Origin of the sequence: Methylibium sp. (genome assembly GCF_013817345.1) — a bacterium.
In the GTDB taxonomy this organism is placed as follows: domain Bacteria; phylum Pseudomonadota; class Gammaproteobacteria; order Burkholderiales; family Burkholderiaceae_C; genus Methylibium.
Map to the genome: position 1 here is coordinate 12,372 of NZ_JACDCW010000020.1, position 12,002 is coordinate 24,373.

14 protein-coding genes and 1 tRNA gene are annotated in these 12,002 nt (G+C 67.8%); 3 read left to right on the forward strand and 12 right to left on the reverse strand.

All coding sequences use genetic code 11. The annotated features are described in order from the left end of the window. Position 1: 1 nt before the first annotated feature. On the forward strand, positions 2-1,198 hold the full coding sequence (gene bioF / locus H0W40_RS05755) for an 8-amino-7-oxononanoate synthase (protein ID WP_292444109.1): 1,197 nt from the start codon (positions 2-4) through the stop codon (positions 1,196-1,198). A 62-nt stretch (positions 1,199-1,260) separates the two neighbouring features. Here the strand turns inward: bioF and H0W40_RS05760 are convergent, their stop codons facing one another. The 7 genes from H0W40_RS05760 to pqqE form a co-directional block, all read right to left on the reverse strand. Then, positions 1,261-1,575: a HepT-like ribonuclease domain-containing protein gene (locus H0W40_RS05760; RefSeq protein ID WP_292444111.1), complete on the reverse strand. Its 315-nt coding sequence runs from the start codon at positions 1,573-1,575 to the stop codon at positions 1,261-1,263. A gap of 35 nt (positions 1,576-1,610) precedes the next feature. Further along, on the reverse strand, positions 1,611-1,913 hold the full coding sequence (locus H0W40_RS05765) for a nucleotidyltransferase domain-containing protein (RefSeq protein ID WP_292444190.1): 303 nt from the start codon (positions 1,911-1,913) through the stop codon (positions 1,611-1,613). Between the two features lie 18 nt (positions 1,914-1,931). Beyond that, a complete protein-coding gene (gene miaB / locus H0W40_RS05770) occupies positions 1,932-3,329 on the reverse strand; it encodes a tRNA (N6-isopentenyl adenosine(37)-C2)-methylthiotransferase MiaB (RefSeq protein WP_292444112.1) in 1,398 nt (465 codons plus the stop codon). Between the two features lie 10 nt (positions 3,330-3,339). Then, positions 3,340-3,726: a hypothetical protein gene (locus tag H0W40_RS05775; protein WP_292444113.1), complete on the reverse strand. Its 387-nt coding sequence runs from the start codon at positions 3,724-3,726 to the stop codon at positions 3,340-3,342. A 252-nt stretch (positions 3,727-3,978) separates the two neighbouring features. After that, complete coding sequence (locus H0W40_RS05780; RefSeq protein WP_292444114.1) at positions 3,979-5,118, reverse strand: CaiB/BaiF CoA-transferase family protein; 1,140 nt, start codon at positions 5,116-5,118, stop codon at positions 3,979-3,981. 205 nt (positions 5,119-5,323) lie between these two features. Beyond that, on the reverse strand, positions 5,324-5,524 hold the full coding sequence (gene pqqA, locus H0W40_RS20005; RefSeq protein ID WP_367153747.1) for a pyrroloquinoline quinone precursor peptide PqqA: 201 nt from the start codon (positions 5,522-5,524) through the stop codon (positions 5,324-5,326). Positions 5,525-5,570: 46 nt separating this feature from the next. After that, positions 5,571-6,752: a pyrroloquinoline quinone biosynthesis protein PqqE gene (pqqE, locus tag H0W40_RS05785; protein ID WP_292444117.1), complete on the reverse strand. Its 1,182-nt coding sequence runs from the start codon at positions 6,750-6,752 to the stop codon at positions 5,571-5,573. A gap of 121 nt (positions 6,753-6,873) precedes the next feature. Here pqqE and H0W40_RS05790 point away from each other — a divergent pair, with 121 nt between their 5' ends. Next, positions 6,874-7,380 carry a hypothetical protein gene (locus tag H0W40_RS05790; protein WP_292444120.1) on the forward strand — a complete coding sequence of 169 codons (507 nt, stop codon included), beginning with the start codon at positions 6,874-6,876 and terminating at the stop codon, positions 7,378-7,380. A gap of 42 nt (positions 7,381-7,422) precedes the next feature. Here the strand turns inward: H0W40_RS05790 and H0W40_RS05795 are convergent, their stop codons facing one another. The 3 genes from H0W40_RS05795 to H0W40_RS05805 all read right to left on the reverse strand — a co-directional run bounded on the left by H0W40_RS05795 (position 7,423) and on the right by H0W40_RS05805 (position 10,110). Beyond that, positions 7,423-7,920 (reverse strand): YgjP-like metallopeptidase domain-containing protein, encoded by a 498-nt coding sequence (locus H0W40_RS05795; protein WP_292444123.1) that lies wholly within the window; start codon positions 7,918-7,920, stop codon positions 7,423-7,425. Positions 7,921-7,969: 49 nt separating this feature from the next. Then, complete coding sequence (locus tag H0W40_RS05800) at positions 7,970-9,889, reverse strand: radical SAM protein (protein WP_292444125.1); 1,920 nt, start codon at positions 9,887-9,889, stop codon at positions 7,970-7,972. A 144-nt stretch (positions 9,890-10,033) separates the two neighbouring features. Next, positions 10,034-10,110 (reverse strand) — tRNA-Met (locus tag H0W40_RS05805). A gap of 126 nt (positions 10,111-10,236) precedes the next feature. On the opposite strand from H0W40_RS05805, the gene H0W40_RS05810 reads away from it, so the two are divergent. Continuing rightward, complete coding sequence (locus H0W40_RS05810) at positions 10,237-10,632, forward strand: hypothetical protein (protein ID WP_292444127.1); 396 nt, start codon at positions 10,237-10,239, stop codon at positions 10,630-10,632. A gap of 10 nt (positions 10,633-10,642) precedes the next feature. On the opposite strand, the gene H0W40_RS05815 is transcribed toward H0W40_RS05810, so the two are convergent. Both H0W40_RS05815 and H0W40_RS05820 read right to left on the reverse strand, forming a co-directional pair. After that, positions 10,643-10,837, reverse strand: coding sequence for a DUF2905 domain-containing protein (locus H0W40_RS05815; protein WP_292444130.1), 195 nt, complete (start codon positions 10,835-10,837; stop codon positions 10,643-10,645). A gap of 9 nt (positions 10,838-10,846) precedes the next feature. After that, positions 10,847-11,989 carry an SAM-dependent methyltransferase gene (locus H0W40_RS05820; protein WP_292444133.1) on the reverse strand — a complete coding sequence of 381 codons (1,143 nt, stop codon included), beginning with the start codon at positions 11,987-11,989 and terminating at the stop codon, positions 10,847-10,849. Positions 11,990-12,002 lie beyond the last annotated feature (13 nt).

The window sequence follows — 12,002 nt, forward strand, 5'->3', positions numbered from 1 at the left end:
GATGGCTACGCCGACCGAAACCTTCGTCACCGCGCTGCAGGCGCTCGATGCGAGCGGGCTGCGTCGCCGCCGTCGCGTGGTGGCGCCCCAAGATGGCGCCATGCTGCTCGCCGATGGCCTGCCGCGCCTGGCTTTCGCGAGCAACGACTATCTCGGCCTGGCGCAGCATCCCGCGCTGATCGAAGCTGCACAGGCTGCGGCAGCGCGCTACGGCGTCGGCGCGACCGCCTCGCCGCTGGTCTGCGGCCACAGCCCGGCGCATGCGGCGCTCGAAGACGAGCTCGCGCGCTTCGTCGGCCTGCCGCGCGCCTTGTACTTCTATGCCGGCTATGCCGCCAACACGGGGATCATTCCCGCGCTGGTCGAACGCGGCGACGCGCTGCTCTCGGATGCGCTGAACCACGCTTGCCTGATCGACGGCGCGCGGTTGTCGCGCGCCGAGGTGCAGGTCTTTCCGCACAAGGACATGGCGGCGTTGGAGGAGGCGCTGATCGCCACGCGCAGCGCACGGCGCCGGCTCGTCGTCACCGATGCTGTTTTCAGCATGGACGGCGACCTGGCTTCGCTGCCGGAACTGCTCGAGCTGTGCGAGCGCTTCGACGCCTGGCTGCTGATCGACGACGCGCACGGCTTCGGCGTGCTGGGCGAAGGCGGGCGCGGCAGCCTCTCGCACTGGGGCTTGCGCGCCGGCGCGATGCCGGAGCGGCTGATCTACATGGCCACCCTCGGCAAGGCGGCCGGCGTGGCGGGTGCCTTCGTGGCCGGGCCGGAGCCGGTGATCGAGTGGCTCATGCAGAAGTCGCGCACGTACATGTTCGCGACCGGCGCGCCGGCGATGGTGGCCGAGGCCTTGCGCGCGAGCCTGCGGGTGATCGAGTCGGAAGGCTGGCGGCGCGAACAGCTCGTCAGACTGGGTGAGCGCCTGCGTTCAGGCCTGGTCGCGCTGCCGTGGCAGTCACCGCACAGCGACACGCCGATCCGGCCGCTGCTGCTCGGCGAGAGCGCGCTGGCGCTGGAGGTGATGGCCGCGCTGGAGGCGCAGGGCATCTGGGTCCCCGCCATCCGCCCCCCCACGGTGCCGCAGGGCTCGGCGCGGCTGCGTGTCTCACTCTCCGCGCTGCACAGCGCCGACGATGTCGAGCGTCTGTGCGCGGCACTGCGAAGCATCGCTGCCTCGGGCGCCGGCAGAGGCGCCTGACTCCCGTCAGCCGATTGCGGCACTTGACTGCGCTCCATGCGTCGTGCGAGCGCCTGTCTCCGTCACTGTTGCGCTGACTGCTGTTCCAAGGTCCGCAATTCGGCCAGCAGCGGTGGGAGTTCCTCGCTGACCGTCTTCCACAAGACAGTCGCGTCGATGTCGAAGTAGGCATGAACCAGTCTGTTGCGCATGCCGACCATCGGCTTCCATGGCAGTGAGGGCATCAGCACCCGGCCGGCAGGACTGACTTTCGAGGCTGCCTCTCCGACGATCTCGACCGCGCGTGCAACGGCGAACAACAGCATCTTGTTCGTGAAGAACTCGGTGGGCTGCCGTCCTGCAGAAAATTCGAGCGCCGACTCGGCGGCCTCGATCATGTGCCGCAACCGGATGCGGTCGGGTTCGGTCAGATTCATTGCGCGTATTGCACTTCGGCGTGCGCGACCACCTGATCCCGAAAGTGGCGGCTCAGGTCGTCGGCGGTGCGCAGGTCGATTGTGTGGCCACCGAAGAGCGGAGACAGCTCCTGCTCGATCTCCGCCATGCGCATGAGGCCGGGCGTCGCGCCGGGTTCAAACTCGACCAACAGGTCCACGTCGCTGTCTGAGCGCGCCGCGCCCTTCAGCCGCGAGCCGAACAACGCGAGCCGACTGATGCCGTACCTGCGACAGACCTTTGCCAAGTGCTCAGGGTCTGCCTTCACCGTGTTGTCCATGATGATCAAGCCTCTTCGTCAACTTGCGACAGCCGCGTCCTCGCGCGTGAGCACCGCCCCACGCAGCGAGTGCGGGTAAGCCTCGGTGATCGTCACGTCGATCATCTGCCCGACCAGCCGCGCCGGCCCGGCGAAGTTGACGATGCGGTTGCACTCCGTGCGGCCCATCAGTTCCGGCCCGTCCTTGCCGAGCTTGCGCGCCGGGCCTTCGACCAGGATGCGCTGCACCGTGCCGACGCGGCTTTTGCCGATGCGCCGGCCGTTGGCCTCGATAGCCGCCTGCACCTGCTGCAGTCGCGCCAACTTCACGGCCGGTGTTGTCTCGTCATGCAGGGCCGCAGCCGGCGTGCCCGGCCGCTTGCTGAAGACGAAGCTGAAGCTGTGGTCGAAGCCGACGTCGTCGATGAGCTTCATCGTGCGCGCGTGGTCCTCTTCGGTCTCGCCGGGAAAGCCGACGATGAAGTCGGTGGACAGGCTGATGCCGGGCCGCAGGGCGCGCAGCTTGCGAATCGTCGACTTGTATTCGAGCGAGGTATAGCCGCGCTTCATCGCGCCGAGGATGCGGTCGCTGCCGTGCTGCACCGGCAGGTGAAGGTGATTCACGAGTTGCGGCACCTTGGCGTAGACATCGATCAGGCGCTGGCTGAACTCGTTCGGATGACTCGTGGTGTAGCGGATGCGCGCGATGCCGGGGATCTCGGCCACGTACTCGATCAGCAGCGCGAAGTCGGCGATCTTCGTCCCTCCGTTGTCACCGCGGCCCATCGTGCCGCGGTAGCCGTTGACGTTCTGGCCGAGCAGCGTCACTTCCTTCACGCCCTGTTCGGCCAGGCCGGCCACTTCGGTCAACACGTCGTCGAAGGGCCGCGAAACCTCTTCGCCGCGCGTGTAGGGCACCACGCAGTAGCTGCAGTACTTGGAGCAGCCTTCCATGATAGAGACGAAGGCTGTTGCGCCTTCCACCCGCGCGGGCGGCAGGTGGTCGAACTTCTCGATTTCCGGAAAGCTGATATCAACCTGCGGGCGCTGCTGAGCGACGCGCGCAGCCAGCATCTGGGGCAGCCGGTGCAGCGTCTGCGGGCCGAACACCACATCGACGTACGGCGCGCGCTCGACGATGGCCGCACCTTCCTGACTCGCGACGCAACCGCCCACGCCGATCAGCGCGCCGCGTGCCTTCAGGTGCTTGACGCGGCCCAGGTCGCTGAACACCTTCTCCTGTGCCTTCTCGCGCACCGAGCAGGTGTTGAAGAGGATCAGGTCGGCCTGCTCCACGTCGGTCGTCGGCTCGTAGCCCTCGGCCGCACGTAGCACGTCGGCCATCTTGTCGGAGTCGTATTCGTTCATCTGGCAGCCGAAGGTCTTGATGAACACCTTCTTGCCGCCACCGGTCTTGGCGTCGTGTTGTTCGCTCATTGCTGCCGCCTCAGGGCTTGGTCCATGTCTGCGCGATCGGGTCGAAGCGCAGGCGTGCCGCCTCTGCGGCCGTCTTGGGCCAGGGCAGCTTCAGCTCCTCGGTGCGCAGCAGCCACACGTCCTTGATCAGGCCCACCGTGTCCACCGTGTACATCGACGTGTAACGCTGGCCGACGATGCTGTGGGACATGACCAGCATGTTGTCGCCGCCGCGGATGCGCACTCCCGGCGCCATGCGCGCGGGCTGCCGGTTGAGCAGCACCTCCGGCGGCGCGCCGAAGGCGATCGTGCCCTTGAGCGCGTTGTGCGGAAAGTTGCGCGGCACCTGAGCGGTGGCGGCGAGCGGCGCGCTCAGGACGAGCGCGGTCAGAAGGGCGGCAGAAGTACAGCGGTACATGGTGTTGATCCAGTGGCTGTCGCAGGCGCAGTGCCTGCGGGAAAAGCGCCCCGCTTCGAGCCGGGCGCCGTGCACGCGAGGGGTTGCGCGCTGCCGGAAATTGTAGGCGCCGGGTGCTCGGGGCCGGCGCTCGGAGCCGCTCGACGGTCGTGACATTGGCCATGCCGCCGCCTTCGCGCATCGTCTGCCGCCCGTAGCGCTCGACCCTTCGGGTGCGGGTCATGCACGGGCGTCGGCTCGATGCAATCGGCTTCATAGGACACCGTCGCGCTGCAGTTGCGTGATGGTGCGTTCGGCACAACCCCAATCGCGCAGGATGTCCGCCCCGTTGGCGCCTGCCTGTACCGCCCCGGCCGGCCGCTCGGCCGGCGTGCGGCTGAAGCGGGGCGCCGGCGCCGGCTGAGTGATGCCGTCGATCTCCATGAAGGTGCTGCGTGCCCGGTTGTGAGGGTGCAGCGGCGCCTCGTTCCAGTCGAGCACGGGCGCGAAACACGCATCGCTGCCTTCGAACACCGCACACCACTCATCGCGCGTGCGTTGCGTGAACACCCCGGCAAAGCGCTCGCGCAGGGCCGGCCAGCGGCTGCGGTCCATCTGAGCCTCGGCTTCGACATCCTCCAATCCCAGGCGCTCCAGCAGCTCGGCATAGAAGGCCGGCTCGAGCGCACCTACGGCGACATGCTTGCCATCGGCGCAGGCATACGTGGCGTAGAAGGGCGCGCCGCCATCGATCAGATTGCTGCCGCGCGCCGGCTGCCAGGCACCTCCGGCATGCAAGCCGTAGAACATGGCCGACAACAGCGCGGCGCCATCGGTCATGGCCGCATCGACGACCTGGCCCCGGCCGCTGCCGCGCGCCTCGTGCAGGGCGCACAGCACGCCGAACGCCAGCAGCATGGCGCCGCCGCCGTAGTCGCCCACGTAGTTGAGCGGCGGTACCGGGCCGGTCTGCGCACCGCCGATGGCATGCAGAGCACCGCTGATCGCGATGTAGTCGATGTCGTGGCCGGCGCGTGCGGCCAGCGGGCCGTGCTGCCCCCAGCCGGTCATGCGTCCATAGATCAGACGCGCGTTGCGGGCCAGGCACACGTCGGGGCCGAGGCCCAGGCGCTCCATCACGCCGGGGCGGTAGCCTTCGATCAGCACATCGGCGCGCTCGATCAGGCCGAGCACGGCGTCGGCGGCGCCGGGCCGGCGCAGATCGATGGCCAGCGAGCGCCGGCCTCGCGCCGGGATGTCCAGGCGCGGTGGCAGTCCGAGTGTGCCCACGGCCCCTGGCCGGTCAATGCGGATCACCTCGGCGCCCATGTCGGCGAAGAGCATCGCGCAAAACGGGGCCGGGCCGAGCCCAACCATCTCGACCACCTTCAAACCCGCCAGCGGACCCGCCATGCCTGTTCCCCGTTCTTGTGCACGGCCCGATGCTCACACGGGGAGCGCCTTCCGATCCAGAGAGGCGACTTCTCGCCCGTCGGCGCTTCGGCGCCGAATCGTGCGCCCTCGCGCTTGCGAACTCCTTCTTTCGCAGGACGCAAAAAAGCCCGCTTGCAGCGGGCTTTTTCTGACTCCGGGGCGAACCCCGAAGCGCGACGCGCTCTCAGCGGGCCGAGATGTACATCGTGATTTCGAAGCCGTAACGCAGGTCGGTGGCTTGGGGCTTGGTCCAGTTCATGGTCTTACTCCTTGATCGGTTGCACAGCACCGAGGCGGTGTCTGCGAGGTGGGCACGACATGCATGCCGCTTCCCATGAAACGCATGGTGCCCCCTAGTCGCGAGCTGCGGTAGTCCTCGATCCATGAATGCAGCCTAATGATTTTCTGCAATGAGCGGCTCTGCGGGCGGTTCAGGCCGGAAGCTTGTCGGCCTTCGGGTCGGTTTTTGCGGGGCTGAGCCGCCGGGAGTTGGCCGGATCGCGGAATACGAGCGGATATTCCTTGATCGACTGCGGCGTTTCGGTCGCCGCCAGCGCCTCGGCGCGCTGCACCGCTTCCTGCACCAGGCCGTGCTCGGGGCTGAAGCGGCACACCGGGTCGGCCGCGGCGGCGTCCTGCGCAATCATGTAGGCCTGACAGCGGCAGCCGCCGAGGTCTTCTTCCTTGAACTCGCAGCTCGCGCACGGCTCCTTCATCCAGCCGGTGCCGCGGTAGCGGTTGAAGCCTTCCGAGTCGTACCAGATCTCCTTCAGCGGGACCGCCTGAACGTTCGGAAACTCCAGCCCCGGCAGCATGCGCGCGGTGTGGCAGGGCAGGGCGACGCCGTCCGGTGCCACGGTCAGGAACATGCTGCCCCAGCCGTTGACGCACTTCTTGGCCTTGCCTTCGTGGTAGTCGGGGGCGACGTAGAAGATGCGCATCTTCTGGCCCAGCTTCGCGCGCCAGGCGTCGGTGATCTCCTCGGATTTCTTCAACTGCGCGTGCGTGGGCAGCAGTTGTTCCCGGTTCACATAGGCCCAGGAGTAGTACTGGGTGTTGGCGAGTTCCAGGTACTCGGCGCCCATTTCGTGCGCCATGCCGATGATGCGGTCCATGTGGTCGATGTTCATGCGGTGGATCACCACGTTCATCACCATCGGCCAGCCCTGGTCCTTGATGATCTTGGCCACCTTGTTCTTCAGCTCGAAGGTCTTGGTGTGCGAGAGAAAGTCGTTCATCTCGCGGGTGGAGTCCTGGAACGACAGCTGCACGTGGTCCAGGCCGGCGTCCTTCAAGGCCTTGGCGCGCGCTGCCGTCAGGCCGACGCCGGAGGTCAGCAGGTTGGTGTAGAAGCCTAGCCGCCGCGCTTCGGCGACGATGACTTCCAGGTCATCGCGCAGCAGCGGCTCGCCGCCCGACAGGCCCAGCTGCACGGCGCCCATCTCGCGGCCCTCGCGCAGCACGCGCAGCCAGTGCTCGGTGGAGAGCTCGTCTTCCTGACGCGCGTAGTCCACCGGGTTGTAGCAAAACACGCAGTGCAGCGGGCAGCGGTAGGTCAGTTCGGCCAGCAGCCACAGTGGCGGGCCGGCGCGGGGGGAGGCGGTGGGGGTCATGGAACTCCTTGTTTGGCAAGCATGACGCAGCGGACGGCTTGCCGCCAGCCTCGCCGGCATGAAAGGGGCCTCGTCTTTTTCATGAATCGGCTGAGGTTGCGTCGATCGTAAGATTTCGCCCATGACATTGAACACCCCGAACGATTCCATCGATGCGGACCCGGCCGCACCCGTGCACGAGGCCCGGCTGTGGCGCGACGATTGCTGGACCGCGCGCGTCGTCAAGAACGAGGACGACGAGGGCTGGGCCGTCGAGATGATCAAGCAGGGCGAGCCCGAGCCGGCGCTGGTCGGCCCCTGGACGATGGGGCGCGACAAGAAGAATCCCAAGCCGCTGGACGTCTCGGCCTTTCACACGCTGGTCAAGACAGCGTGCGAGGTGCTGCGCCGGCACGAGCAGCAGCTGCAGGCGCAGCTTCACAAGCGCATCACCGTGGCGGCGCCCTCCGGCCGCATCAGCGTCACGCTCGACATCGTTGCCGACGAAGACGATCCCTACGCCGTGCTGGGTGCAACCGACGCCGCCGGAGAGCCGCTGGCCAGCGTGCGCGTGGCGGCAGGTTTCAGGCTGAACGCCGCCAGCGCCGGCGCCTGGATCGAGGACGGGTACCGCAAGCCAGGCGGCTGATGCAAGTCGGGCGCGTCGTGGGCGCCGTATTGCTGGGACCCGTCAGCGGGCGGCCGGCGCCTCGAGTTCGCAGGCGGTGAGCCACAGCCGCGCATCGAACTCCAGCTGGCGGTAGGCCGGCTCCATGTGTGCGCACAGCGCATAGAAGGCCTTGTCGTGCTCGCGCTCCTTCACATGCGCGAGCTCGTGCACGACGATCATCTTCAGAAATGCAGCCGGCGCGTCCTTGAACGCCGCCGCCACGCGGATCTCGCGTTTGGCCTTGAGCCGCGTGCCCTGCACGCGCGACACGGTGGCGTGCGTACCCAGGGCGTTGTGGGTGAGCTCCAGCCGGCCGTCGTAGAGCACCTTGGCAATCGGCGGGGCGCCGCGCAGGAAGCGGTTCTTCAGATCCATCACGTAGCCGTACAGCGCCGGATCGGTTCGCACGTCGTGCGCTTCGGGATAGCGCTGTCTCACAGACTCGCCGAGGCGGCCTTGCGCCAACAGCTCGTTCACCCGGGCCAGCAGATCGGGTGGATAACCCCGCAGGTACTTCATAGGGCGTTGTTGCGCTTTGAGGCAGCGCCGTGCAGGCGGAGCGCGCGGGTCATGACAGGGCCTGTGTGGCGAGGGCACGCTCGATGCGGTGCCGCGCAATCCGGGTCTTCGGCACCGGCTGGTCGAACCAGCTACGCACGTCTTCCTCCAGCCCGATGCCGTGCATGTAGTTGTAGAGCGCTTTCTTCAGCGCGACGCCCAGGGCGTCGTGGTCCACGCCGGTCGGGTCGATGAAGCCGATGTCGTTTCTGGCAAAGCTCGTGGGCGGCAGCGGCTGCAGCGTCACGCCGTAGGCTGCCGGGTCCAGGCCGACCGGTGAATGCACCGTGCAGGCGAAGCGGTGGAAGAAGCCCGACTGGATGCAGCCCGCCGCGAACAGCTGGCGCACGTATTCGAGCGCGTCGACCGTGTCCTGCACCGTCTGGGTGGGAAAGCCGTACATCAGGTAGGCGTGCACCAGGATGCCGGCATCGGAAAAACCCCGGGTGACGCGGGCGACCTGATCGACGGAGACGCCCTTTTTCATGAGCGTCAACAGCCGGTCGGAGGCGACTTCCAGCCCGCCGGAGATGGCGATGCAGCCGCTGTCGGCCAGCGCCCGGCACAGCTCGGGGGTGAACGACTTCTCGAACCGGATGTTGCCCCACCACGAGATCGCCAGGCGCCGGCGCTGCAGCTCGGCAGCCAGCGCCTTCAGCGACTTCGGCGGCGCGGCCTCGTCGACGAAATGAAAGCCGGTCTGGCCGGTTTCCGCCACGACGGTCTCGATGCGGTCCACCAGCGTCTCCGCGGTGACCGCATCGAAGCGCGAGATGTAGTCCAGGCTCACGTCGCAGAAGCTGCACTTCTTCCAGTAGCAGCCGTGCGCGACCGTGAGCTTGTTCCAGCGCCCGTCGGACCACAGCCGGTGCATGGGGTTGAGCATGTCCAGCAGCGACAGGTAGCGCTCCAGCGGCAGGCCGTCCCAGGTGGGCGTGCCGACCTCGGCGAAGGGCACGTCGGGCTCGACGAAGTTGATGTAGCGCACGGCGTTCGACTCCGCTGCGCGCGTGAACGTGCGCACCAGCCGGCTCTGCGAACGCTTGCCGGCCAGGTGCTCGAGCAGCGCGAGCAGCGGCCGCTCGCCGGCGTCGAGGGTGAGGTAGTCGAAATGGTCGAACACCCGCGGCTCGGTCAGCTCGCGCAGCTCGGTGTTGACGAAGCCGCCGCCGAGCGCGGTGACGATCTCCGGGTCGTGCGACTTGATGGCTTGGGCGATGCGAAACGCCGCATACACCGCGCCGGGGAAGGGCACCGACACCAGCACCAGCGTGGGCCGGTGACGCGTCAGCGCGGCCAGCGTCAACTCCCTCAACATGCGGTCGACGAGGTTGAGCGGCGCCGCGAGCGCCTCGGCCAGCGGGTCGAAGCTGGGTTGGCTTTGCGCGAGGCTTTCCGCATAGCGCACGAACTCGAAGCGCGGGTCCACCGCATCGCGCACGACATCGGCGATGTCGTTCAGGTACAGCGTGGCCAGGTGGCGGGCCCGGTCCTGCACGCCCAGCGCGCCGAAGGCCCAGGCCATCGGGTCGCCGCCGTCGTCGTCGACGTACACCTCGAGCGACTCGAAGCGCGGCCCTTCGGGGAGGAAAGCGCGGCTGCAGATGCGGTGCGCGAGCGTGGCGTCGCGCCCCTGCAGGAACGCCACCGTGGGGCCGATCGTCTGCGCATAGCGGTTGAAGTGCTCGTCGAAGGCCTCGACCTGCCGCGTGCGCCCCAACGCCGGCAGCTCGGCGATACGCCCGCGGATCGCCACCAGACCGCCCGGCGACAGCAGCTCGAGCGCCAGCGCCAGCGCCAAGTCTTCCTGCACCGCATCGACGCCGCGCGAGCGCAGGAAGCCGGTCAGGTAAGCCGTCGACGGATACGGCGTGTTGAGCTGTGTCATCGGCGCGATGACGGACAGGACGCGGGTGGGTCGGGAGAGCATGGGCTTGCGCGATGGGTTGCTGCAGCGGCGAGCAGTGGCGGTGTACGCGGCCGCGTACACCGCGGCGCAGGCGAGACGCGTCAGTAGCGCGCCCCAGACGAACAAAAGGCCTGCAAGTCGTGGACCTGCAAGCCTTCGAAATTTTGGTGGCGCTTCAGGGATTCGAACCCCGGACCTGCGGATTATGATTCCGTCGCTCTAACCGACTGAGCTAAAGCGCCTGAGCCGCAAATTATAGCCATCGCGCGCACGCCAAAAAAGCGCTCAAAGCCGCAAAAGCCGGGCTGCCGAGTAGGCGGAGCCGGGTGTGCCACGATGCCGGCGTGTGATTGCGGGAGCGGGCGACCATGGGCAGGTGGCGTTTCGGTTTGGCGGACGGCATCCGCAAGCTGGGTTTTCGCAAGTGGTACGAGCGCGAATTGACCCTGGGCCACGCTCATCTGGCGTTGACGCTGGTGTCCTGCCTGGGCCTGCTCATGGCCCTCGAACTCTACGACCGCAACAGTCCGGTGGCCGAGCGGCTGAGCGACGCCTTGTCCTTGCTGCTGTGTGCCGGCGTCGGTCTGTGGTCGTTGCGCCGCTACCTGTTCCTGCTGATGCACGCCGAGGCTACGGCGAATCAGGCGATCTGCCCCGAGTGCGAGGCCTACGGACGACTCGAAGTCACTGCGGAACAGCCGGTCGATGACGAAGTGCAAGTGTGTTGCCGCCGCTGCCGGCACCGCTGGTCGATCCTTCCTTGAGCGAACCCCCTCAAAGGAGATGCCCGATCCCCATCGCGATGAAGCTCAGCAGCACGGTGGAGGCGATCGGCAACGACCATTCGCGCCCGCGCCAGCGGAAGCGGAAATCGCCGGGGAGCCGGCCGAAACCGATCCTCTCCAGCCACGGCCGCAGGCCGTTCAGCACGATCAAAGCGAGCACGACGACGATCAGCCAGCGAAGCAAGAGCGGCTCCTAGAGCGTGTGGCTGCGGTCGCCGCGCGCGAAGCCCAGCGCGTCGAACGGGGCGCCGGCTGCAAAGCCGATCACCTTGAACAGCTCGCCCATCTCGTGCTCGGCCAGCAGCTTTTGCGCCGCGGCGACCGGCTTGATGTCGCCCGCCGTGATGCCCGCCTGCAGGTGTTCGAGCAGGCCGCAGTTCATGAGAAAGCGCGCCTGCGATGTGTAGCCCAGCACGTGCAGGCCGGCGTCCTGACCGGCGAGCGCCATGGCGGTGAAGTCGACATGGGCGGTGATGTCCTTCTCGCCCACGTCTTGCAGCGGGTCGGTGTCCATGCGGTGCGCGCGGTGGCACATGAGCGTGCCGCCGCTGCGTTGCGGGTGGTGGTACTCCGCCTCGGGGAAGCCGTAATCGATGAAGAAGGCGGCGCCACGCGCGAGCCTCTGCGCCAGCGTGCGCATGAAGCCTCCGGCGTGGCGTGGCAGTTCGGTGATCGCGCCCGGCACGGCGTTGCCCGGCAGCGGGGGGCGCAGGTCGGTCGGCCGGTCGGCGAACACGAAACGGCCTTCGTGCAGGGCGACGCCACGCTCGTGCCATTCGCGGCCGTCGAAGTGCAGCAGCGCGACTGGCATGGCGTCGAGCACTTCGTTGCCCACCACCACGCCTTCGAAGGTCGGCGGCAGCGCGTCGAGCCACACGGCGCGTGGCGCCCATTGCGGCACGCGCTCGGTCAGCACCGTGCGCTGGCGCTCGCGCAGCACTCCTGAAAGATCGACGATCACGTAGCGGTCGATGCGCTCGCCCAGCTCGCCCAGCAACTGGGCCGCCAGCGCTCCCGAGCCGGCGCCGAATTCCCAGACTTCACGGGTGCCCGTCGCCTCCAGCGCCTGGCCGATCTGACGCGCCAGCGCGCGGCCGAAGAGGGGGCTCAGCTCGGGCGCGGTGACGAAGTCGCTCCCCGAGCGGGCCGACACCCCGAACTGCCGGTCGTCGCGCGCGTAGTAGCCCAGGCCCGGCGCGTACAGCGCGAGTTCCATGTAGCGCTCGAAACCCAGCCAGCCGCCGGCGTTGGCAATCTCGTCGGCGATGCGCTCGCGCAAGGCCCCGCCGCAGCTCGAAGGAGGGGCGCTAGATACACTGACTTCGGTCGTCTTCACCCTGGCATTGTCG

Bases quoted from the DNA above. Each gene is read 5' to 3' on its own strand.
- bioF (WP_292444109.1), top strand. From the start codon at position 2: ATGGCTACGCCGACCGAAACCTTCGTCACCGCGCTGCAGGCGCTCGAT.
- H0W40_RS05760 (WP_292444111.1), bottom strand. From the start codon at position 1,575: ATGATCGAGGCCGCCGAGTCGGCGCTCGAATTTTCTGCAGGACGGCAG.
- H0W40_RS05765 (WP_292444190.1), bottom strand. From the start codon at position 1,913: ATGGACAACACGGTGAAGGCAGACCCTGAGCACTTGGCAAAGGTCTGT.
- miaB (WP_292444112.1), bottom strand. From the start codon at position 3,329: ATGAGCGAACAACACGACGCCAAGACCGGTGGCGGCAAGAAGGTGTTC.
- H0W40_RS05775 (WP_292444113.1), bottom strand. From the start codon at position 3,726: ATGTACCGCTGTACTTCTGCCGCCCTTCTGACCGCGCTCGTCCTGAGC.
- H0W40_RS05780 (WP_292444114.1), bottom strand. From the start codon at position 5,118: ATGGCGGGTCCGCTGGCGGGTTTGAAGGTGGTCGAGATGGTTGGGCTC.
- pqqA (WP_367153747.1), bottom strand. From the start codon at position 5,524: ATGGATCGAGGACTACCGCAGCTCGCGACTAGGGGGCACCATGCGTTT.
- pqqE (WP_292444117.1), bottom strand. From the start codon at position 6,752: ATGACCCCCACCGCCTCCCCCCGCGCCGGCCCGCCACTGTGGCTGCTG.
- H0W40_RS05790 (WP_292444120.1), top strand. From the start codon at position 6,874: ATGACATTGAACACCCCGAACGATTCCATCGATGCGGACCCGGCCGCA.
- H0W40_RS05795 (WP_292444123.1), bottom strand. From the start codon at position 7,920: ATGAAGTACCTGCGGGGTTATCCACCCGATCTGCTGGCCCGGGTGAAC.
- H0W40_RS05800 (WP_292444125.1), bottom strand. From the start codon at position 9,889: ATGCTCTCCCGACCCACCCGCGTCCTGTCCGTCATCGCGCCGATGACA.
- H0W40_RS05810 (WP_292444127.1), top strand. From the start codon at position 10,237: ATGGGCAGGTGGCGTTTCGGTTTGGCGGACGGCATCCGCAAGCTGGGT.